We start from the raw sequence: 24,232 nt of genomic DNA on the forward strand, positions 1-24,232 counted from the left end.
GTTAAAAATGACCAGTGAAACTGAACAAAATTAATTTGTTAACTCATAACTTTCTGCTATTAAATCTTTAATGTGGTTTATAGAGTTAATCTCATTTAAATTGACACTTATCCAATTGGACTTATCCATGTGATAGGCTTTGTAAAACCCTTCTTTTTTTCTTAAAGGACCAATAAATTCTTGTCTGATTTTCAAATTTAATACATCTATTTCATCAGAGCCATTTAATCCTAATTTGTCTTGAGAAATATTCATCACTAAAGCAAACCATTTTTTGTTAGTTTTATGTCTTAAGGCTGCAAAATTCGAATAAGTTTTCCAAGGATAATCTGGTTTTACATCATACTTACGATTTACATAATTAAAAACTTCTTCTCTATCTAACATCATTTCACCTTCTTAATCATTATCTTCCCGTAATTTTTTAATTTAACCTTTAGTGATTTAATGGTAGATTCACCAATGGGCTACACAATTGTACGAAATTTTGGTTTGTAAAATAAATATTTATATTCATATAAAAAAGTGTATTTTATATGGTACACTATTATTATTACAACTTATTATATCGGGGGAGAGTTATAAGTGCTTTATACAGTTACGTCAACATTGCCACCAGTTCACGGTGGAAGAACGAAAGCGTTATTAAATAGAATTCAATTAATGCATAATGATTTAAATGAAACAAACACAATATTAACGACAAATTATAATCCTAACTATTATGACGTTATTAAATCATTTGTGGAAAATAATAAATTAAATGCTCAAATCAGAGTGGAAAATATTTATGATTGGCTATCTGATTTTAAGTTATTATATAATCCACACTCTAATAGTGTCACAATAGAATATCAGGAAGTTGAACGAGATATTGAAGGATTAAGAAGTGAAATCAGAAAAAACAATAGGGATGTTGTCCGTTATTATGATGGTGATACATATTTTTTATATAGAAAGTTTAGACCAGGAAGTAATATTTTAGAATTCGAAGATTTTATGACTCCTTATTGTAAAAAAAGGGTTGAGAGGCATCAGTATAATAATTTTGGTCATTTACATAAGAAAATTTATTTTTCTACTAAAAATTATGGGAAAATTGCCGAAAAATTCTACGATAGAGAAGGTAATAAATACTGTGAAAAGTTTTTTGCTGATGATGAGAACACAACACTATTATTAGTTCAATTATATAAAGAGGGTAAACATTTTAAAGCATTTGAAAATGAAAAACAGCTATTTCAATATTATTTCCAAAATCGTTTTAAAGATGGAGATATTGTCTTTAATGATGCAAGACTTTTAGATATACCATTATTAAAACAAACAAATCACACTAAAAATGTATTGGTATTTCATAGCTCACATATAGATGGAAATAATGTGAAAAAAGCATATAAATACGCGCTTACACATTCTGAACGTGTTACTAAATATTTAGTGTTAACGGCTCATCAAAAAACAGATATACAAAATTTATACTCTATTGAAGATGACCGTTTTGCTGTAATACCCCACTTTATTGAAGTTGCAGAGCCTTCCCGTGAACCATCAAACTTTAAAGATCAATTTATCTATATTGGCAGGTTTGGTGTAGGAAAACAATTGGACCATCTTATTAAAGCATATAAGTTATTTCGTGAAGCAGGTTACACGAGCAAACTCGTATTATATGGTAAGGATGAAGCGGGACAATTAAAAATGCTTAAAAACCAAATAGAGGAATATAATTTAAATGAGTATGTTGAGATTAGTGACTATACATCTAATCCATTAGCTGAATTTAAAGCTTCGAGAGCATCATTATTAACGAGTAGCTTTGAAGGATTTGGTTTAACAATTATGGAAAGCATTGCAGTTGGATGCCCTGCCATTTCATATGATGTTCAATATGGTCCGAGAGAAATTATTGAACATGGTAAAAATGGATATCTTATTGAACCTAATAATATTCCAGAATTTGCAAATGGTATGATGAAAATTGTAGATAAACCACTTAACAATGTAAAAAATAATGAAAGATTAAAACATCAAACAGCAATTAATAATTATGCTGAACTGTTGAAACAACTTCAAGAAAAACAAATTACAATATGAATAAAGCATTAAAAAATCTCAGCCAATATTGGTTGAGATTTTTTTAATTATTAAGTTATTTAACCTCGTTTGGTACGTCTTTCGGTACGTTTTTAGCCTGATACGTTTTTTTATATTCTTTACTTGCATGTTGCATAGGTATTAAATAAAGTGCTAAGGCAGCAATTAAACCTGGAATAGCAAAGGCGATAAAGTACATGGGCATAGGTAGTGCAAATGTGAGTAAAAAGCCACCCATTAATGGTCCGATCATTCCACCAACTCTACCAATACCAGAAGCTGTACCTAACGCTGTAGATCTAATATAGGCTGGGAAATATTGCGATACGAAAGCTTGAACGAGATTTTGTGAACCTATTGTAGCAGCGCCAGCGACTGCAATTAATAAATAAATAACAAATATATTAACATCTTTACCTAAAGACAAGAGAGATAAAGAAATAGCGCCAGCAATGTATAATGGCACAAGTAGTTTTTTGGAACCAAATTTATCACATAGTCTTCCAATTATAAGTGTTCCTACGATTGCTCCAACTTGTAATACGATTAAAAATACTAAACTAGAATTCAATTCATATCCAGCACGCATCATTAAGTTTGGTAACCACGTATTTAAACCGAAAATCATTAATAAACAGCAAAAGAAAGCTAACCAAAATAATATTGTACTGAGCGCCCGGTTTTCTTTAAATAGGTCCATTAAGGGCACTTTAGTATTAGAAATTTCAATATCTTTAATCGTGTCATTTGTAGAGACGTTAAGTTTTGGATCAATTTTTTTTAATGTGTTCACCAATTCTTGTTTTCTGTTAGTTCGGTTTAAATAACTGAAAGTCTCAGGTAATTGCTTAAGTAATAATGGTAGTGCAAATATAGGTAAAATTGCTACCCAAAAGATTGAACGCCAACCTCCAATTGGCATTAATGTTAATCCTAATACTGGTGCAAGAATTCCACCAATTGAATAGCCACATAATACAATTGAAACAACAAGGTTTTTCATTTTCTCAGGTGCAAAATCTGTTGCTAGTGCAATTACATTAGGCATGATGCCACCCAAGCCTAAACCTGCTAAAAAGCGAAAGATACCAAACTGTGTTGTATTTGCAGCAAATCCACAAAGACATGTAAATAAACTAAATAAAATCAATGTAATCGCGATGACATTTTTTCTGCCAATACGATCAGCTAGAATACCAAAAGCTATAGCGCCAAACATCATACCGAATAGGCCATAGCTACTTAAGGTACCTGCTTCAATTTTGGAGAGCCCCCAATCCTCAATTAACACAGGTACTGCTGTACCGTACAAAACTAAATCATAGCCGTCGAAAATAATAAGAAAGAAACTCCAAAAAATTAACTTGAAATGAAATTTGTTGAACTTACTTTTATTAACTACTTTGGTTGTATTGATTTCCCCCATAAATATACCCCTCCATGAAATTAAACACTTAGAATACTAATATGATAAAAAAACAGTATTTTTATCATATTAGTGTTCTTTGTTCTTTAGTGGTGATTATATAGGTGCTTTTTTACAATTACAATGAAAAATGTGAAAATTAAGAATATTTAACTGTTATTGAGTGGTAATTCAAGTTGTTGGAAAACTAAGCGGAAAAGGCCTGAGCGGTGTAATTATTATGTTATTTTAACCTTAAAAAATACCCATTAAATAAATTTAATGGGTATTTATATATTCAATTATTAGACTAATCAACAGAACTTTATTTAAATCAACTCTAATATTAAAGGTGTAATCCTAATAATTTAGAAATTTCTTTTTGTTTTTCTAGTAAATAGTGTGTATCTGGTGATTCTACTGAATTTGGTAAATTGTCTTTGACCCCTATAACAGAAATGATCCCTTCTAATTCTTTATTAAATGTAAACACAGGGAAAGAAACAGAAGAAATTGTAGGTATCAATGGTTCTTCAGCAAAAGCAATTGCTTGATTGTGAATTTTATTTAACTCTTCATCTTCGTACTCTTTTTGAGTTTCATCAAAAAAGGCTGCAAATATTTTACCGGAAGAAGATTTTGGGGGGAGTACTGTACCAATTTGTGCACCGATATTTAAAATACCTTCTGCATGCCAAATTTTTGTAACGACTGGGCCTCGTCTAGTGATTACTGAATACAACACTGTATTGTTGTTATGACGGCCAATTTCTTGTAAGTATGGTGTCACAATAGCTAGAGAGTCTAAATTACCCATTGCTGACATACCCAGTTGTATGAGTTGGTTTCCTAAATGATATTCACCTGTAGCTGGGTTACGATAGACCAATTCATTATTAGTTAAAGTATTCATATATTTATATAAGTTACTTTTCGTAATAGCAGTAATTTGTTGAATCTCACTAAATTTCATAGGAGTTTTAGATTTCTGCAAAACATTCAATATTTTAATACCTGTATCTAAAGATTGTATGTAATCTTTACTCTTTTTATCCGCCATTTACTACTCACGCTCCTTCATGCAATCAAATTATAGCACAATATTCTAGCACTATACATTTACTCAATTATATTTAAAAATATTGTCTTTTTATACTAATAGAAATGAATTACTATCAAAAGGAAGATTGACAATTTTCTGACAATTAACTATAATTGTTTACTAATGGTGAACTCGTTATCACATGAGTGGAAAATCATTGAAAATAAGTTTTTATTGATAAAGAAAACTTAAATTTTAAAACAAAGGGAGATATTTTATGAAACTGGTTACTTTTAAAACAAATGGTTATTCTAGGTTAGGTACATTAACAGAAAAAAATGAAGTGGTAGATTTAAACTATGCATTTCAAGCTTTATTACAAAGTAATGGTAAATATCGTAGTGAAACGATTGCTGAAGCATATGTTCCATCTGATGCGAAGGGGTTCATAGAAGGTGGAGAAGAAAGTTTCAATTATGCTAAAGAAGCAATCGAGTTTGCACAATCTAAACCGAATGTATTTAACCATCAATTAATTTATAAAAAAGAAGACGTAAAAATAGAGGCGCCTATTCAAAATCCAGGAAAAATGTTTTGTGTAGGACATAATTATGAAGAACACATTAAAGAAATGGGACGTGACTTACCTGAAAATCCAGTAGTATTTGCTAAGTTTGATAATACAATTGTTGGTCCAGAAGACGATATTGTACATTATCCTATTTCAGATAAATTGGATTACGAAGCAGAACTTGCTTTTGTAATAGGTAAAGAAGCAAAAAATGTCTCTGAAGCAGACGCGCTTGATTATGTAGCGGGGTACACAATTGTTAACGATGTGACTTACCGTGATATTCAACAAAGAACACTACAATGGCTACAAGGAAAAACAGTAGATGGCACAGCGCCAATGGGTCCATGGATTATGACATCCGATGAATTACAAGACCCAGACGGATTAGAGTTAGTACTCACTTTAAATGGTGAAGAAATGCAACGTTCAAATACATCTAATCACGTATTCACAGTTCAAAAATTAGTTGCTTTCTTATCTGGATTAGCAACATTGAAACCTGGGGATATCATTTTAACAGGTACGCCAGGTGGTGTAGGTTCAGCTCGCGATCCACAAGTATTTATGAAAGACGGCGATGTCGTAAAAATAGAAATCGATAAAATAGGCGCTTTAGAAAATAAAGTAGTAGCAGAAAACAAACAAAAATAATTTTGAAGGAGCATGTAAAATGTCGAAAATCGAAACGTATATCGAATCAATTCAAAATACTTTAGATAATATTTTAAAAGTAGTAGATGGCTTATCAGAAGAAACAATACGTTGGAATCCAACAGAAGATGAATGGTCTATTTTACAAATTTTAAATCATGTTAAAGAAGCGACTTCATATTGGTTAAGTGAAACTGAAACAGTATTATCACAACCTGGTTCAAAATGGGGAAGAGGTTTGAAAGATGAAGCTAGATTAGAAGCAGTGTCTAACCCAGAAGCATTAAATGTTGAAACTGTTATACAATCAATTTCAAATTTGAAAGACGAAGTGAACGAAAGACTTTCAGCGGTTGACGAAAGTCGTTTAACAGAAGAAAACCCACATCGAAATTTCGAAAAATTTGGCAATAAACCAGTTTCATTTATTATTGAACATTTTATTGACGAGCATATTGAAAAGCACCTTGGACAAATTAAAAGAAATTTAAGTAAAGTGCCTGAATAAAATTATATTATGAAGGGGAGATTTTTTTATGGCAGATAAAGGAAGTTTCTTACAAGACAGTGACGTAAAAGATTTCACACGAGATATTCAACAATATAACTTAGGACCACTTTGGGAAGCTATTCCTGAAGTAATGAATAAGACACCACAATCACACGCACAAGCTTATTTATGGAGTGGTGAATTGTTGAAGAAGAAATTATCAGAGGCAGCGGAAATATTTACGCCTGACAGAGGCGGCGAACGTCGTGCTATCTATTTTCAAAATCCAGGTTTAACTTATCGTCAACCATGGGGGCATGTATCAACAACTCAGACGCTTTATGCAGCAGTGCAATTATTACAACCAGGAGAAGAAGCACCTTCACACCGTCATACGCAAAGTGCACTAAGATTTATAACTGACGGTGAAGGCGCATATACAATTGTTCAAGGCGAACGTATATTTATGGAAGAAGGAGACTTTTTAACAACACCTAAAAATTTATGGCATGGCCATGGTCATTTAGGTGATGAGCCAATGATATGGATGGATGCGTTAGATATCCCAACTATTTATAATCTTGGTGGAACTTTCTTTGAACCATACGAAGCTGGATTACAACAGCCTGATGTACCAGATAACTTCTCTGAAAAAAGATACCAAGGTGGAATGGTACGTCCAATTGGTGATGACAAATATGATGTAGCGCCACTTGCCAATTATAAATGGGACCGTACTGTAGATGCAATAAACGGTCTTATGAACTTTGAACCTGATCCATATGACGGATTTACAGTTGAGTATATTAATCCGACAACAGGAAAATCTGCTAACCCAACTGTTGGCTCTAGAATGACACATTTGCCTAAAGGACATCATACAAAAGCACATAGACATACGCACTCAGTTATATATTGTGTGCATAGAGGATCTGGTTATACCGTTATTAACGGTATGAAATTTAATTGGAAAAAAGGGGATTACTTTGTAGTACCAAACTGGAATTGGCATGAACATGTAGCAAGTGAAGATTCATATTTATTCTCAGTTAATGACATTCCAATTATGGATCGTTTTGAGTTAGAAAGAGGAGATAGTTTAGATGAAAACAAGGGGCATCAAAAAATAATTAGCGAATTTACAGACGATTTTCGTTAATAGTATTAGATGATACAAATAACTTAATCATAATATTTTTAAAACAAGGGGGTAAACATCATGAGTAATGAAAATAAAAAAATGATCATTATTGGTGGCGGTATCGGAGGGTTAGCAACAGCTTTGGGTGCTGCTCAGAATGGAAATGATGTTAAAGTTTTAGAAAAGGCACCAGAAATTAAAGAAATTGGCGCGGGTATCCAACTTGCAGCGAATGGTACAAATGTATTACAAAAGTTAGGCGTAATGGATAAGATTAATGAAGTAGCTGTTTTTCCTAAGCGCTTAGTATTAATGAATGCATTTACAGGTGAAGAGTTATCTGCACTAGATATCGACTCCACTTATCGTGAACGATATGGCGCACCTTATATTGTACTTCATCGTTCTGATTTGCATCGTATTTTATTAGAAGCATGTGAAGCACATCCTGAGGTTGAATTATCTACAAATCAATACATCAAAAACATAGAAACAAAAAACAATGGAGATGTAAAAGTCACAGCTAAAAATGGTGATAGTCATGAAGCAAATGCTGTTATAGGTGCAGATGGTTTGTGGTCCACTACACGTGGTTATTTAATTGACGACGAACCTATTTGTTCAGGATACGTTGCATACAGAGGTGCAATTCCAATGGAAGAAGTTACAAATATTGGTAATTTGGACGATGTCTATATGTGGATCGGCCCTGATATGCATGTTGTACAATATCCAGTACGTAAAGGCGAACTTTATAACCAAGTTGTTGTGTTTAAAAGTAAAAATTATCAACCAGGTAATGAACTAGCAGATGATTGGGGCACACCGGAAGAAATGGATGAAGTATTCTCGGGAACATGTGATAAAGTGCAAACTGCAGTTTCTTATATTTCAAGACAAAAAAGATGGCCAATGTTTGATCGTAAACCGATTGATAAATGGTCTGAAGGCAACTTCACATTGATAGGTGACGCCGCACACCCAATGTTACAGTATCTTGCTCAAGGTGCATGCCAAGCTTTAGAAGATGCATCATTCATGGCTGATATGTTAGAAAAACATGAAACGAATTATGAAAAAGCATTTACAGAATTTGAAGAAGAGCGTAAACCACGTACGACATTTGTACAAGAAAATGCACGTGTATGGGGCGAAATCATACATGGTAAAAATAAAGTGAATAATCTATTAAGAAACGCAATTTTGAAAGCGCGTACAGAGCATGATTACCAATATGTAGACCAATATCATGGTGGGCATTTTCAAAGTGAAGAAGTAAGTCATTAAAAGGTTTCATAAATTGAGCTATAAAGCATCTATGTCGTAGATGCTTTATAGCTCTTTTTAATTCTTATGAAATTTAAGAGGATTATTCTTTATAATAAACAAATTGGCTAGTCGTCGCGAGTAAATTTCCGTCATAACTCCATATTTCTCCAGTTTGATCAAAGAAGCCATCATAGAATTTAAGTGCACGTGTATGACCTAACACTTCTCGGTCACCATGAGTTTTAAGTGTTTCTGAATCAGCATGAAAATAAATGGTAAGTGAAACTGTTCCAATAGGTACCATTTTTTCACGGCGCACCCAAATACGTGGAAAGAATGCATCGCATATTGAAGTGAGTGAAAGAAAATCAAGGTTTCTCTTTGGCTTGTCTTGTATCCATTGAAGCGTCGTAGAGTCATGAGAATTGTTAGATTGTGTTTGTGATAAAGCGAGTGGCGCCCCTTTAATAATTCGTATATCATAATTCTGTAACCAAGGTGGTGCGCCCTCTATTGATGGAAAATCAACATTTTCAGCAGTCGGTACATTAGGGAACGCTATCTCGGTAGTAGACCAAGTATCTCGTCGTTGCGCAGTAACAGCTGTTCCAGTAATAACGGTTTTATCATTCTGAGAAAGTACAATATACCAATGTTGAGTGGATCGATTTGTTCGAGTTGGTGTTGCTTTAATATTAAAATTACCATCAGCCACAGGTGCTGCATAATTGATAGTTAGTGATGCTGGTTCTCCTAATCGTTCTGGATGTTCTAAGACAGCACGAAGCAACGTAGATGCAATAACGCCACCAAACGGTCCAATCATATTGGCATACTTTTCAGATGTGTGGCCACTATAATCACCTGACGCTTCTTCAGTTAGCTGAGTAGCTTTATCAAATGCATGTACTTGTTTATTAGAATTCATTATGTAACCTCCAATATTTATTATTGAAGCATTTCTTTATATACTTTTTGGTTTTGATAAACAGTAGTTAGCAGAGGTGCGTCTATGTGGTATGCTGCTGCTAAATTTAACAAATAACCTTGTAAATGATCTGCTTCAATATTTAATCCTTTTTCCATGTCACGTTGCATAGAAGTCTTGAAGTGATAAGAAAGTTTCGGGAGTGATTTCATATATTGATCAACAATCGTATCTGAAATGGGCGCATTGTGTGCACGCATGATTGAAGCGGCTTCATTATATAGTGACTTAATAAAATCTACGCCTCCCACGCTGTCACGTATAGGTCCAATTGGTGCATGCATGAGTGTAGTAAGGCTTGATAGTACAGTAATCATTAAATATTTATGCCACATACCTTGCTGGATATTTGAACTTAAAATAAATTCAGCTTTAGTATTTGAAAAAGCTTGAGCAATTTGTTCGGCACGTTCACTTTGCTCGCCATTCAATTCGCCAAAAAATAGTTTGTTAAAAGAGCTTGTATGAACGATTTCACCCACAGGATTTAAAGTCGTTTCAATGACACAATAACCACCCATTATTTTATTTTCGCCGAAAGTTGATTGTAACTTCGGTAGATGTGCGATTCCATTAAGTAATGGAATAATCACTGTATTACCGTTAACAAATGGTGTTAAATCTTCAAGCGCATGTTCTATATGATAAGACTTAGAAGACAAGAGCACTACGTCAAATGGTTTCACACGGTCTTTTCTCGTAATAAGCTGAGGGTTAAAGTGATAGTCACCCTTTTCACTATGAATAGCTAGACCATTTCGTTCTAAATACGATTTTCTTTTTGAACGTACTAGAAATGTAACGTTTTGATCATTTTCAGCTAAGCGACCACCAAAGTAACCACCGATACCACCTGCTCCTAAGACTAAAATTCTCATTATTATGCAACTCCTCATGTTATGTATTGTTTCTATCTCGTTAATGTATATATACCACTTCACAAAATTATTACGCATACTTTTATATATATTTTATATTATTATTGTAGATGTATATATTAAATTAAGGTATTAATCTTTCTTTAAACTCCTCAAATTATAAAGCTATTTATCAGAGTGATTATTGTTTCACATGGAACGAAAGTGGAAATATTTATGAAAACAAATGATTTAGAATTTTCTAAAATCTTATTGACTAATCATGAGCGCGATGCTAGGATTAAAACAATCAATTACATATGATTTACTCTTATCTAGAGTGGTGGAGGGATGTGCCCTATGAAGCCCAGCAACCGTCGTTTTTGAAATGGTGCTAATTCACAGAAAGTAATTTTACTTTCAAAGATGAGAGAAGGTGGATACTTTCTCTTGAAAATAAAGAGGAAGTATTTTTTTATACATAGCTTTAGTCGTAAATTGAAACAAATTATAAGGAGAGATTTGATGAAAAGGGTTATAAGTTTAGTTTCATTAGTAGTATTAGTAGTTATATTGGCAGCGTGCGGAAATTCAAAGGGTGAAGGTGAAGATAAAAAAATCACGATAGCAACGTCTCCAGCACCACATGGCGAAGTACTTAAACATGCTAAAAAAGCAATGAAAGAAGAAGGTTATGATTTAGAAATTAAGACAGTAAATGACTATAAAGTGCCTAATAAATTATTAGATAAAGGCGATGTAGATGCAAACTTTTTCCAACATGTACCTTATCTAAAAGCCGAAAAAGCAGATCATAACTATAACATTGAAGAAGTAGGAAAAGTACTGACTACGCCAATGGGTGTCTATAGTAAAAAATATAAAGATATTAAAGATATCCCTAAAGGATCAACGATTTATGTATCGAACAACCCTGCTGAAGAAGGACGTTTCTTATCATTTTTTGTTGATAAAGGTTTAATTAAAATTAAAAAAGGTGTAAATATTGAAGATGCAAAATTTGAGGATATTGTAGAAAATAAAAAAGATTTAACATTCAATAACAAACAAGGGGCTGAATTTTTACCTAAAACATATAATAGTAAAGAAGGCGCGGCAGTTATTATGAATTCCAACTATGCTATCGATAATGGACTAACACCGCATAAAGATGCGATTGCAGTTGAGGATAAGTCATCACCATTTGCAAATATAGTCGCCGTTCAAAAAGGACATAAAGACGATAAAAAATATCAAACGTTAATTAAAATACTACAATCAAAAGATACAAAAGACTTTATTAAAAAAGAATATGGCCAAGATGTTATTCCATATGAAAAATAAAGTGAAATAGATAAAGTAATAAATTAGTTATACTAAATTTGTTACATTTGAATGGTAGTTAAAGATATCAAACATTAGTATTTTAAAGATAAGGTAGGGATAAAATGTCCAAAATAGGAATCATTGGACTTGGTAAAGTAGGAAGCCAAGTACTTACAGATGTCCAAAATTTAAATTTATTCTCAGATATTGTATTAATTGATACGGATACAGAAAGAGCAAGTGGTGAAGCGTTGGATCATTTGCATACGCAAGGATTACCAAATGCTACTCACGTCAATATTCGCGAAAGTAATTATGAGGATTTAGCAGATGCCTCATTCATTGTAATCGCAGCAAGTATTCCAACAGATCCTAAAGAGGGAGATCGCGTATTACTTGCGAAAGGTAATCGAAATATGATTGAGGGAGTCATGAAGCAAATTAATCAAGTAACGCAAGGTGCGATTGTGATTTTAGTTTCCAATCCAGTGGATACAATTACTTATATTGGCAATACATCTCAATATCCTTCGCATAAAATAATTGGTACGGGAACGTCTTTGGAAACATCTCGTTTTAAAACATTGATTGCGAAATATTATCAAGTTGATCCTAAAAATATTGAAGCATTTGTGATTGGAGAACATGGACAACATGCGGTACCAATATGGAGTAAAGTTAGAATTTATGGCATGACATTAGATGAATTTGAACAATTGACGCATACCGCACCTATCGATAAAGCACGCATAACTTCAGAAATTGATAAGGTATCTATGGATGTATTTTATAAAAAAGGATGGACAAATGTAGCGATATCGAAAGTGGTTAATTATTTAATCCAAGCGATTGCATTAAACCAGCAGACCATCATGCCATTAACTTCAATAAGTAATGAATATGGTTTGAATGAGAGTGCATTTAGTCTACCTACATTAGTAGGACGTGATGGAATTAAACAGAGGTTTGAAATTCAACTCAGTCAAATAGAAATTGATCAACTCAAAAAGGCGCATCGATATATACAGCAAACAATTAGCAAAGTAACAAACTAATAATTGAGAGATAGTAACGAATGAGAATTTCAGTTGCTATCTCTTTTTAATTTAAAATAAGCTTTTATAGCGAAAGTTGATGTAACTCCATATAAACAGTGAACTTCTTGCTTATGTAATGAGTTATAGCTACAATGTATTTGATATTATTGGAAACGCTTATTAATAAGCGTGTAAGAATGTGGAAAGTGCGGTGCAGCTATGCAAGAAAGACATGCTAAGCTTATTCGTTTGATATTAAATAATAGTAATGATTATTTAAGTGCAAACGAAATAGCGAACTACTTGAATGTTTCCAACAGAACCAGAACTGTACGAAGTGATATTAAGTATATTAATAACGAGTTAGTAGAAGAATTAATTGTTAGTGTAAAAGGTAGAGGTTATAAGATGAATCATACCTTATATAGTACGGAACAATTAGCAGAAATCGTTACAGCATTTACGAATAAAGAAAGTGAAATACTGTTGAAATTAGGTTATCAATTGCTAATGCATCAACAACCCTTGACGATTGATCAATTGGAAAACGATTTTAATTTAACAAAATCAGAAGTAAATGACTATTTAAATAGAATACAATCATGGTGCACATCATTTGATATTAATGTGAACATTACTAAGAAAAAAGGTATCACAGTTAATGGTAACGAAATGAATATAAGAAATGCGATACTCCATTTAAATCAGCTTTCTACAAAAGACCAGACTGTAGAGCAATTCATTCTAAATGAAATACCAGAAGCACATATTCAAATTATATTTCAAATTATTAAAAGTATCTTAAGTGATTATCAAATACAAACTCCCAATATACGAATTCGGCAACTGTTAATACATCTTATTATTATATTTAAAAGAAACAATGATGATGATGTTTCATGGGTTGTAGATGAAGAATCACAAGCCATAGCACAGCATTGTATAGACGAAATAAATCATAAATTAGCATATGGACTAAGTGATGAAACTGCAAAATTGTTTTCATTTTTTATTAGTTACTATTTTAATAAATACGATTTAGGTTTAGAAAAAGTGTTTGTTAAAAGTTACATCGATAGAATGATATATCAAATGGAACAAAATGTAGGAGTAAATTTTACAAAAGATAAGGAATTACGTGACAATGTTTATTCACATTTTAGTAGAACCTATTTACGTATTGCTAAAAATGTCTACATTAATAATCCATTAACTGAAGATATTAAAAAATATTATCCTTTTGTTTTTAACAGTTTATATGAAACAGTAAATCATCTGTCTAAAGACGCAAAAATAAACCTAGTAGAAGATGAAATTGCATTTTTAGCATTGCATTTTCAATCATCGATAGATCGTAATGAGAAAAATCGTTTTAATATCGTAATTACTTGTTACTATGGTTTGGGGATTTCAAGTTTATTGGAAGCCAAAATAGCAAATTTAGATGATAGGATATACGTGATAGATACATTGAAATTAGAAAATGTGACACAGTATGATTTTTCAGGCGTCGATGCTTTAATTACGACGCACTTTATAGATCAATCTCAGGTGCCAGAGACATTACAAGTAATGGAAGTTTCCCCATTATTTTCCAAAGAAGATGCAAAAAAGATTCAATCCTTTATACACCATAAGCAAAATCCTGTGCTAAATCATGATGAATTAGCAGCAATTCAATTTGATGTTCATTCAGATAAACAAGAGCTAATAGAAGCATCCTATGTATTTGAACAGGCGCAAATTATTTTAGGAGACAACTATTCGGTTACTGAAAAATTTATCCAAAGTGCTTTAGAAAGAGAAAAGTTTTCTTCTACTTTTATAGGAAATGGTATTAGTATTCCGCATGGCGACCCTGAAAAAGTACTGAAGTCACACGTGGTAATTTTTAAAAATATGCATGGCTTCAGTTGGAAACAAAATAGGGCGAAATTAGTTTTTTTCTTAGCAATAGCAGAACAAGATATTCCAGCTATGAAAAAAATTATTCATACAATAGCCAATTTTACGGAAAGTGACGTAGATCAGTTGTTAGTGCTTGAAGACCAAATTTTAAAAGATAAAGTAATTCAGTTAGTGAAAGAATAATTGCCACTACTAACGGCAATTATTCTTTTTTATTTTCTTGTGAATGCGTTTACAATTATAAGTAAGGAGGATGAGCGTTATGAAAATTTTAGCGATAACATCGTGTCCAAATGGGATAGCACACACGTATATGGCTCAAGAGAAATTAGAGCAAGCAGCTCAAGAAATGGATGTAGACATTAAAGTAGAGACGCAGGGAGGCGTCGGTGCTGAAAATGTTTTAACATCGAAAGAAATTAGAGAAGCGGATGGGATTATCATTGCCGCAGACCGCCAAGTAGACTTATCTCGATTTAACGGTAAGTTATTAATTAATGAAAGTGTTCGTGAAGGTATTCATAAACCAAAAGAACTCATTCAACGTATTATTGATAAAGATGCGCACATACATCACGATGCCAAGGCTACAGGAGCTTCTAATGAAGAAGATGAGGAGCAAAAAAGCGATGTACAAATGATATATCAACATTTGATGAATGGCGTTTCATTTATGGTTCCATTTATCGTTGTTGGTGGACTATTGATGGCGATTGCATTGACTTTAGGGGGTAAAGCAACGCCTGAAGGTTTAGTTATACCAGAAGGTTCATTTTGGAAATCAATTGAAAATATCGGAAATTTAGCATTTAGCTTTATGGTTCCTATCTTGGCAGGTTATATCGCTGTAAGTATCGCAGATAAACCAGGACTTGTTCCGGGGATGATTGGTGGTGCGATTGCTGCTGATGGCAGTTTTTATGGTAGTGATGCAGGTGCAGGATTCTTAGGCGGTATCGTCGCAGGTTTCTTAGCAGGTTATATTGCAAAATGGATAAAAAATATTAAGATACCGAAAGCAATGGCTCCAATTATGCCGATTATCATTATTCCTATAATTTCTTCACTTATCGTAGGACTCATTTTTATTTTCTTAATTGGCGCACCGATTGCTAGTATTTTTGAAGGCTTAACAACGTGGTTGAAAGATATGCAAGGAACAAATATCGTAATTTTAGCGTTGATTATTGGTGCAATGATTGCTTTTGATATGGGTGGACCTGTAAATAAAGTGGCTTTTCTATTTGGTTCAGCACTAATTGCTGAAGGGAATTATGCAGTAATGGGTATGGTTGCTGTTGCGGTATGTACACCACCTATTGGTCTAGGTCTTGCAACATTTATCAACAAACGTAAGTTTAATAAGGGTGAAGTAGAAATGGGTAAAGCTTCATTTACAATGGGATTATTTGGTATAACAGAAGGCGCAATTCCTTTTGCTGCCCAAGATCCTTTACGTATTATACCTTCTAATATGATAGGTGCGATGATTGCTGCGGCGATTGCAGCAATTGGTGGCGTAGGTGATAGAGTAGCACATGGTGGGCCTATCGTAGCTGTGCTTGGTGGTATTGATCAAGTTCTCTGGTTCTTTATAGCAGTAATTGTAGGTAGTATTGTGACAATGTTCTCAGTATTGACACTAAGAAGAAAAACGCCAGCAATAGCTGAAGATGTAGCGCATACAGACGTAGGAATGTCAGCACAGACTCAGAATGATACAGAAGCAACAACGCAAAACGACGCTGAAATAAGCGGGGATAAACAAGCAACATCGGATGACGAAATTGAAGTATTTCACCAAGAAGTTATTGAAATATCAGAGAAGAAACTGACAAGAGACGAAGCAATTGAACATCTTGTAGGTCAATTAAATAAATATGATTATATTACAGATATGGATAGACTGAAAGCAGACGTCTTAAAACGAGAAATGGAGTCGACAACGGCTATAGGCATGAATGTGGCAATTCCTCATGCCAAATCAGATGCAGTGAAAAAACCCATCGTAGCAGTTATGAATAATAAACAAGGCGTGAATTGGGATAGCTTAGATGGCACATTGCCAAAAATTGTTTTCTTAATTGCAGTACCAAGTGATAGTAGTGATACTCACTTGAAGTTGTTACAGCGTTTATCTAGAGCGCTAATGGAAGATGATATCCGTCAAAGTTTAATCGATGCAACACATACAGAACAAATATACGATATACTAAAAGAAATATAAGTGGAGGTATGAGCATATGCCATTATTCTTACAACCCGTTTTTCAAGAACGTATATGGGGTGGTACGGCTTTAAAATCATTCAATTATGACATCCCTAATGAATATACAGGTGAATGTTGGGGGATATCAGCACATCCTAATGGACCGAATATAATTGAGAATGGTAAACATAAAGGTAAAACATTAGAAACAGTATGGAATGAAGATAAAGCATTATTTGGTGAAACTGGTGATGCTAAATTCCCTTTATTAACTAAGATATTAGATGCAAACGATAAATTATCAGTTCAAGTCCATCCAAATGATGAATATGCACAAAAATATGAAGGTGAATATGGCAAAACAGAGTGTTGGTATATTCTAGATGCACAAGAAGATGCTGAGATTATTTATGATGTAAACGCTAAAAATCAAGATGAATTAAATGAAATGATTGATCAACAACAATTTGATACCCTTTTTAAAACAGTAAAAGTACAAGCAGGAGATTTCTTCTATGTACCAGCTGGAACAGTACACGCAATTGGAAAAGGTATTATGATTTTAGAAACACAACAATCTTCGGATACGACATATAGAATATATGATTATGATCGTGTAGATAAAGATGGAAACAAACGTGATTTGCACTTAGAACAGAGTAAAGCAGTAATTCATCTTTCAGAAGATTCACCTAATACAACACCAATACATGAAAATATCCAGGGACAGCAGTACACACAATTTGTGTCCAATGATTTTTTCACAGTTGAACGTTGGATGATCGATGGTAATTTAAATTATAGAAAACCGCATGACTACTGTCTTGTTTCACTTGTTGAAGGTAGCGGACAAATCACTGTAGACGGAAGCGACTACAGTTTAAACAAAGGTACACACTTTATACTGACAACAGAAGACGATGAGATTCAATTTAAGGGTGACATGACGATGATTGTCAGTCATGTATAAATAAAGAGAGGCGAGATGAATTTGATTTGTCACAAGGCAAATTGGTTTTATCTGAGCCTCTTTTTATACATAATTAACATAAACTAATAAATGATGGGGTTGGTACTTGATGTTGAAGATTTGTGTTGATATTGGAGGAACTAAAACGATTGTTGGACTTATCAATGAAGACTTAGAAATCGTAGCGAGTCAAAAATTTAAAACGAATAAAGATGTGCCTGAAAAGGAATTTGAAGAAATTATAAGTCTGGCGAATGACTATGTAGAGAATTTCGAAAATGTCGATAAAACTTCGTTAAATATTGCGATGCCAGGTCCTTGTGATTATAATCAAGGCTTATTTTTAAATCCACCCAATTTGCAAAAATATAATGGATTTAATGCGGGTGCTTATATAACACAGAATAGTGAATTTAAGCCACGATTTGTTAATGATACGGATGCTGCAATTTTAGCAGAACATCAGTATATCAAATTACAAACTGAGGATTTCATTTATTTAACGATTAGTACAGGCGTTGGCATGGCTTATATGAAACAGGGACAATTAATCTCTGGCATTGACGGGAACTTTGGTGAGATTGGTCATACAGTAATTAAAAGTGATAGCAGTTACCAATGTCCTGTATGTCAACAATATGGTTGTGTTGAAAATGAGGTTTCTGGGTTAGCGATTAGTAGAAAAGCGAGCGATATTTTACAAAGAGAAGTGAGCACGAGAGAAGCTATTGAAATGTATATTCAAGGTGAAGATGAAGCAATAATTCAAATGATTGAAGAAGTTTTAAAATTAACACAACAACTTTGTACAAATTTATTCAGTGTATTTAATATTTATCATATTGTATTAGGAGGGGGCGTGACACAAAGTCCATTGCCTTATAAAGAAAGTATAGAAACATATGTAAAAGCACACCATTTAATACGAAATAGTTCGATTATTATTAAAATAAGTGATTTAGAAGCTAATGTATTAACAGGTTTATATTTTGTGAATGAATAATTATAAAAGACTACACAATATTGTATTACTATCAAATAGCGTTTTTATAAGCATATTTGAACCGTATAACAATATTATGTAGTCTGTTTAAAGTTTATTTCTTTTAATAGCTAAGAATTTTCTTATATTCAGTGTTTTAGATAATTGATCTGAAATCAACAAACCTAAAGCAATTGCACCTGCTATCAAAATAGCACGAATGAATGTGTTAGTCGCGTCAGTAAAATTAAGCGTAACGAGCTGTTGCGTCGCACTGAAAGCAATGCTGCCAGGAACAAGGGGAATAATACCAGGAATCATAAATAGCACAACAGGCGCTTTATATATTCGACTCATAGTATGGCTGATTAAACCTAGTGTTAAACTACCTAATAAACTTGTGTATATTGTATCCATTTGCCCATGCTCACTTAAAATATAATGGACGATATAACCCATGGCGCCAGCAAATCCAGCAGGAAGAAACACTTTTTTATGTGAATCGTAAATTACGTTGAAGAAATAAGAGGCGCTGAAACTGCATAAAAATGTAATTAAAATAGTCATGAAGGGTCCCCCTTAAAATAGTGAATACGCAATTGCTATACCTGAACCAATCGCAAAAGCAATAACTAATGCTTCTAAAAATTTTGCTGTAAACATAAGCATATGACGGCCGAACAAATCTTGTATTGCGGTTGTTATTAATACACCAGGAACGATTGGCATAACTGAAGCAAGCATGGCAGGCCCAAACATATTATCAACATTGAATAATTTAGACCCAAATATAACAATTGTACCTATTACAAAAGAGGCTACAAATTCAGGTATAAACATAGTCAGTGACTTGCTGTGCATATACTCTACAATCAAAAATCCTGTAGCACCAGCTATGATTGCGGTAATTGCGTCTGGCCATGTACCATTTTGTAAATATAAAAAACTCAGCGAGATAATTCCAGCTGCTATTCCTTTCTTCCACAATGGAATTGTGACTGATGTACGTTCTATATTTTTTAAAAGGTCATAAGCTTCTTCTATAGACAATTGATTACTTGTGAGTTTCCGTGAAATTGCGTTAACTTGAAATATTTTCAATAAGTTGGTGATATTTTTATTAATACGTAAAATGCGCGTATCATGTTCTTCACTAAGTGAAAAGTTGATGAACACATTTATGACATATCCCTGGCTATTGTAATAGCCCATACAAATTGCTATGCGACGCATAGTATCTTCAACACGTGATACTTCAGCGCCAGAAGACAAAAGTATTTTACCGGTAAGTAATATGACGTTCATGGTTATTTTATCTTTTTGATTATCCAAACATACACCTCCAACTTATTGAACAATTATTGTTATTATCCCAATATTAATTAACAAACACAAAGGTAAATACCTTTATTAATTAGAGAAAGAAGTTAAAATATAGAAATTACACACGCAGGAGTCTTCGGTTTGTGTGCTGGTATAATAGCGCGCAGTCTAAAAACGCCCAAACAAGTAAATGTTGGGCGTTTTGACGTTATATATTTTTAGAGTGTGAACTTGCTTTTTTAGCGACATTACAAAAGCTAGGCTTTTGCATAAGCATCACTAAGGAAATTTTTTCATTAATTTCCAAGTGATGCTTTAAAACCTTTATCAAGGTCTGAAATGATGTCGTCTACATTTTCTGTACCAACTGATAATCTTACAAGTTCTGGAAGTACACCTGAAGCTTGTTGTTCTTCTGGTGACAATTGTAAGTGTGTTGTGCTTGCTGGATGAATGACTAACGATTTAGAATCGCCGACGTTTGCTACGTGAGAGAATAAATCTAATCCTTCAACAAAATTAGCAATATCATCTACAGAACCATCAACGCCAAATGTAAGTATAGCGCCTTGTCCATCTGGTAGATATTTTTGAGCTAATTCATTATAAGCATTGTTTTCTAAACCTGGGTAGTTTACCCACGTTACATTTGGATGTTTTTCTAAGTATTGTGCGATACGTAAAGCATTTTCTGAATGACGTTCCATACGTAGGTGTAATGTTTCTAAACCAATTAAGAATTCATGAACATTGAAAGGCGATACAGATGCACCTAAATCACGTAATAATTGAACGCGTGCTTTAGTGATATAAGCAGCTTCTCCAACATCTTTTGCATAAGAGACACCATGATAACTAGGATCTGGTTCTACTAAGCCAGGGAATTTACCGTTATCCCAATTGAATTTACCACTATCAACAATGACACCACCAATTGAAGTACCATGACCACCAATGAATTTAGTAGCTGAATGTACAATAATGTCAGCACCATGTTCAAATGGGCGTAATAGATAAGGTGTTGGGAACGTATTGTCAACAATTAATGGAATACCATGATCATGTGCAATATTCGCAACAGCTTCAATATCTAGAACATCAATACGCGGGTTGCCGATCGTTTCCGCATAAACCACTTTCGTTTTATCTGTAATAGCATTTTTAAAGTTTTCAGGATTGCTAGGATCTACAAAATGGACTTTAATACCTAATTTTTTGAACGTTACTTTTAATAAATTATATGTACCACCGTATAAGTTTGAAGAAGCAACAATTTCGTCACCTGTTTCAACGATGTTTAATAATGCAAGATGTATTGCAGCTTGTCCTGAAGCAGTAGCTAAAGCACCAACGCCACCTTCTAGAGCCGTGATACGTTCTTCAAAGACATTTTGTGTTGGGTTCATAATTCTCGTGTAAATATTACCTTCTTCTTGTAGCGAAAATAATTTTTGTGCATGGTCTGTACTATCAAATACATAACTCGTTGTTTGATGGATTGGTACTGCGCGTGATTTTGAATCATCCACTTGTTGACCGCCATGAATTGATAATGTGTCTAAATGCCATGAATTCTGACTCATAATGTAAATCCCCCTATAAATTTGAATTTTCTGATAACTAATACTATACAAGAGCTATTTAGCGAATTCAAGTATTCTTATTAAAAAAGTAAGGATTTATTTTAGATGTTTTACAATACTTTGAAAATAAAATTTGCAAAAGAGACTAAAATTATTTATAATTCATATCCGTATAGTAGGGAATAAACAAAACATTAAAAACACCTGTGTGTGGAGGACTATAATGATTGCATATGATTTAATCGGCAATACACCTATGGTATTATTAAAATCTTTTAGTAATGAGGACGTTCAAATTTATGCTAAATTAGAACAATTCAATCCTGGCGGTAGTATTAAAGATAGACTTGGTAAGTATTTAATTGAAGCAGCTTTAGATAATAACTTAATACAAAAAGGTGGAACTGTAGTAGAGGCATCAGCTGGCAATACAGGTATTGGAGTAGCTATTGCAGCCAACCGTCATAATATAAATGCAGTTATTTTTGCGCCTGAAGGTTTTGCAGAAGAAAAAATATCGATTATTAAAGCTTTAGGTGCTAAGGTTAGAAGAACTGAGAAAGCACTTGGCATGAAAGGCGCTCAAGAAGCAGCAAAACAATTTGAATTGCAAACGGGCGCACTTTATTTAAATCAATTTGAATCTGACAATAACCCAAAAGCATATTTACAAACATTGGGTAAAGAAATTACAGAAGAATTGCCAGAAATAGATTATTTTGTAGCCGGTATAGGCTCAGGAGGAACATTTACAGGCGTGGCAAAACACTTAACTTCATTTAATGTAGAGAATGTTATTGTTGAGCCAGAAGGTTCTATATTAAGTGGAGGAGCTCAACATGACCATGATATTGAAGGTATCGGTTCTGAAAAGTGGCCTCAGTTTTTACCTGAACCCTTAGTTTCTGATATTGTGAAAGTGTCTGATAAAGATGCTTTTGAAAATGTAGCATTATTGGCAAAACGAGAAGGCTTACTTGTAGGAAGTTCCTCTGGAGCGGTCTTACAAGGTGCATTAGAAGTGAAAAAACATATCAATAGTGGCGTTATTGTAACGATTTTTCCTGATGGTAGTGATCGGTACATGTCACAACAAATCTTTAATTATAAGGAGAATCATTAATGAATAAAAAAACACAATTAATTCACGGCGGGTCTACTACAGATCCATATACAGGTGCAGTAACTACACCAATTTATCAAACAAGTACATTTATGCAAGACGACATAGGTGATATGAGACAAGGGTATGAATATTCCCGTTCAGCTAATCCTACACGTAGTTCATTAGAAGGTTTAATTGCTGATTTAGAACACGGTCAATACGGTTATGCATTTGGTTCTGGTATGGCAGCGATATCTGCAGTGATTATGTTATTAGATGAAGGAGATCATTTATTAATAAATTCAGATGTTTATGGTGGCACTTACAGAGCCCTAACAAAAGTATTTTCACGTTTTGGAATAAAAGCAGATTTTATCGATACAACACATATAGATGAAGTGGAACAATATATCAAACCAGAAACAAAAATGTTGTATATTGAAACACCTTCAAATCCATTGTTACGAGTAACAGATATTAAAAAATCAGCAGAAATTGCACAGAAACATAATTTAATTTCAGTTGTTGATAATACATTTATGACACCATATTTCCAAAACCCATTAACATTGGGTATTGATATCGTATTGCATTCAGCTACAAAATACATTGGTGGTCATAGTGATGTCGTTTCAGGACTAGTTGCTACAAATGATGAGAACCTAGCTGAGCGTATTGGATTCATTCAAAACTCAACAGGTGGCGTGTTGGGACCACAAGATAGTTATTTATTAATTCGTGGTATTAAAACATTAGGACTAAGAATGGAACAAGTACAGCGTAATGCACTTTCAATTATTGAAATGTTGCAACAACATCAAAATGTTAAACAAGTATTCCATCCAAGTATCGCTGAACATTTAAACCATGATATCCACGAAGCACAATCGGAAGGACATACTGGCGTTGTTGCTTTTGAAGTAGAGGATATCGAAAGTGCCAAAGCAATTATTCGTGAATCACAATATTTCACATTGGCTGAAAGTTTAGGTGCAGTAGAAAGTTTGATTTCTGTACCAGCATTAATGACACATGCATCTATTCCTAAAGACATTCGTGCCAAAGAAGGTATTGCAGATGGGCTAATTCGTCTTTCAGTTGGAATTGAAGACACTGAAGATTTAGTAGAAGATTTAAAACAAGCGTTAGATCACTTAAATTAATTAATAAAGTTAGTTTCCAATCATTCAGACTGCCAACAAAGTCACCGGCTTTGTTGGCAGTTTTTTGCGCGCTTTCGGCGGGCACAAAAAACTTAAAAAAACAAACCAAAGG

General features: G+C 33.5%; 21 protein-coding genes and 1 riboswitch. Of the genes, 13 read left to right on the forward strand and 8 right to left on the reverse strand.

The annotated features are described in order from the left end of the window. Positions 1–30: 30 nt before the first annotated feature. On the reverse strand, positions 31–387 hold the full coding sequence (locus tag M4L39_RS10560) for an MmcQ/YjbR family DNA-binding protein (RefSeq protein WP_277581994.1): 357 nt from the start codon (positions 385–387) through the stop codon (positions 31–33). Positions 388–585: 198 nt separating this feature from the next. On the opposite strand from M4L39_RS10560, the gene M4L39_RS10565 reads away from it, so the two are divergent. Beyond that, positions 586–2,097, forward strand: coding sequence for a glycosyltransferase (locus M4L39_RS10565; RefSeq protein ID WP_277581995.1), 1,512 nt, complete (start codon positions 586–588; stop codon positions 2,095–2,097). Positions 2,098–2,152: 55 nt separating this feature from the next. On the opposite strand, the gene M4L39_RS10570 is transcribed toward M4L39_RS10565, so the two are convergent. Further along, positions 2,153–3,523, reverse strand: coding sequence for an MFS transporter (locus M4L39_RS10570; protein ID WP_277581996.1), 1,371 nt, complete (start codon positions 3,521–3,523; stop codon positions 2,153–2,155). A gap of 325 nt (positions 3,524–3,848) precedes the next feature. Then, positions 3,849–4,562, reverse strand: a complete 714-nt coding sequence (locus M4L39_RS10575) for an IclR family transcriptional regulator (RefSeq protein WP_277581997.1) — start codon at positions 4,560–4,562, stop codon at positions 3,849–3,851. Between the two features lie 259 nt (positions 4,563–4,821). Here M4L39_RS10575 and M4L39_RS10580 point away from each other — a divergent pair, with 259 nt between their 5' ends. From M4L39_RS10580 to M4L39_RS10595, 4 genes are read left to right on the forward strand one after another with little or no spacing between them, the layout of a single operon-like run. Next, entirely contained in the window at positions 4,822–5,769 is a 948-nt protein-coding gene (locus tag M4L39_RS10580; RefSeq protein ID WP_277581998.1) for a fumarylacetoacetate hydrolase family protein, read from the forward strand. A 19-nt stretch (positions 5,770–5,788) separates the two neighbouring features. Beyond that, positions 5,789–6,277: a DinB family protein gene (locus M4L39_RS10585; protein WP_277581999.1), complete on the forward strand. Its 489-nt coding sequence runs from the start codon at positions 5,789–5,791 to the stop codon at positions 6,275–6,277. A 28-nt stretch (positions 6,278–6,305) separates the two neighbouring features. Then, a complete protein-coding gene (locus tag M4L39_RS10590) occupies positions 6,306–7,418 on the forward strand; it encodes a cupin domain-containing protein (protein WP_277582000.1) in 1,113 nt (370 codons plus the stop codon). Positions 7,419–7,478: 60 nt separating this feature from the next. Continuing rightward, entirely contained in the window at positions 7,479–8,687 is a 1,209-nt protein-coding gene (locus M4L39_RS10595) for an FAD-dependent monooxygenase (RefSeq protein WP_277582001.1), read from the forward strand. An 82-nt stretch (positions 8,688–8,769) separates the two neighbouring features. On the opposite strand, the gene M4L39_RS10600 is transcribed toward M4L39_RS10595, so the two are convergent. Continuing rightward, the gene (locus M4L39_RS10600) at positions 8,770–9,597 is read right to left on the reverse strand and encodes an acyl-CoA thioesterase (protein WP_277582002.1); all 828 of its coding nucleotides are present in this window, start codon (positions 9,595–9,597) and stop codon (positions 8,770–8,772) included. 20 nt (positions 9,598–9,617) lie between these two features. Continuing rightward, positions 9,618–10,535, reverse strand: coding sequence for a 2-dehydropantoate 2-reductase (panE, locus tag M4L39_RS10605; protein ID WP_277582003.1), 918 nt, complete (start codon positions 10,533–10,535; stop codon positions 9,618–9,620). Positions 10,536–10,842: 307 nt separating this feature from the next. Continuing rightward, positions 10,843–10,947: riboswitch (SAM riboswitch) on the forward strand. A gap of 92 nt (positions 10,948–11,039) precedes the next feature. On the opposite strand from panE, the gene M4L39_RS10610 reads away from it, so the two are divergent. From M4L39_RS10610 to M4L39_RS10635, 6 genes are all read left to right on the forward strand, one after another. Beyond that, positions 11,040–11,858, forward strand: coding sequence for a MetQ/NlpA family ABC transporter substrate-binding protein (locus M4L39_RS10610; protein WP_277582004.1), 819 nt, complete (start codon positions 11,040–11,042; stop codon positions 11,856–11,858). 104 nt (positions 11,859–11,962) lie between these two features. Next, positions 11,963–12,895 (forward strand): lactate/malate family dehydrogenase, encoded by a 933-nt coding sequence (locus tag M4L39_RS10615; RefSeq protein ID WP_277582005.1) that lies wholly within the window; start codon positions 11,963–11,965, stop codon positions 12,893–12,895. Between the two features lie 201 nt (positions 12,896–13,096). Next, the gene (locus M4L39_RS10620) at positions 13,097–14,968 is read left to right on the forward strand and encodes a BglG family transcription antiterminator (RefSeq protein ID WP_277582006.1); all 1,872 of its coding nucleotides are present in this window, start codon (positions 13,097–13,099) and stop codon (positions 14,966–14,968) included. Positions 14,969–15,047: 79 nt separating this feature from the next. Continuing rightward, entirely contained in the window at positions 15,048–17,012 is a 1,965-nt protein-coding gene (locus M4L39_RS10625; protein WP_277582007.1) for a fructose-specific PTS transporter subunit EIIC, read from the forward strand. Between the two features lie 16 nt (positions 17,013–17,028). Then, positions 17,029–17,964, forward strand: coding sequence for a mannose-6-phosphate isomerase, class I (manA, locus tag M4L39_RS10630; protein ID WP_277582008.1), 936 nt, complete (start codon positions 17,029–17,031; stop codon positions 17,962–17,964). 109 nt (positions 17,965–18,073) lie between these two features. Further along, positions 18,074–18,967, forward strand: coding sequence for an ROK family protein (locus M4L39_RS10635; RefSeq protein WP_277582009.1), 894 nt, complete (start codon positions 18,074–18,076; stop codon positions 18,965–18,967). Positions 18,968–19,054: 87 nt separating this feature from the next. On the opposite strand, the gene M4L39_RS10640 is transcribed toward M4L39_RS10635, so the two are convergent. From M4L39_RS10640 to M4L39_RS10650, 3 genes are all read right to left on the reverse strand, one after another. Beyond that, positions 19,055–19,513, reverse strand: coding sequence for a threonine/serine exporter family protein (locus tag M4L39_RS10640; RefSeq protein ID WP_277582010.1), 459 nt, complete (start codon positions 19,511–19,513; stop codon positions 19,055–19,057). 12 nt (positions 19,514–19,525) lie between these two features. Then, positions 19,526–20,278, reverse strand: coding sequence for a threonine/serine exporter family protein (locus M4L39_RS10645; RefSeq protein WP_277582011.1), 753 nt, complete (start codon positions 20,276–20,278; stop codon positions 19,526–19,528). Between the two features lie 287 nt (positions 20,279–20,565). Further along, complete coding sequence (locus tag M4L39_RS10650; protein ID WP_277582012.1) at positions 20,566–21,852, reverse strand: homocysteine synthase; 1,287 nt, start codon at positions 21,850–21,852, stop codon at positions 20,566–20,568. 223 nt (positions 21,853–22,075) lie between these two features. Here M4L39_RS10650 and M4L39_RS10655 point away from each other — a divergent pair, with 223 nt between their 5' ends. Further along, a complete protein-coding gene (locus M4L39_RS10655) occupies positions 22,076–22,975 on the forward strand; it encodes a PLP-dependent cysteine synthase family protein (protein ID WP_277582013.1) in 900 nt (299 codons plus the stop codon). Further along, a complete protein-coding gene (locus M4L39_RS10660; RefSeq protein ID WP_277582014.1) occupies positions 22,975–24,120 on the forward strand; it encodes a bifunctional cystathionine gamma-lyase/homocysteine desulfhydrase in 1,146 nt (381 codons plus the stop codon). Before M4L39_RS10655 ends, M4L39_RS10660 begins: the two co-directional genes overlap by 1 nt. The last annotated feature ends 112 nt before the right edge of the window (positions 24,121–24,232 follow it).

The organism is Staphylococcus equorum (assembly GCF_029531845.1).
In the GTDB taxonomy this organism is placed as follows: domain Bacteria; phylum Bacillota; class Bacilli; order Staphylococcales; family Staphylococcaceae; genus Staphylococcus; species Staphylococcus equorum_C.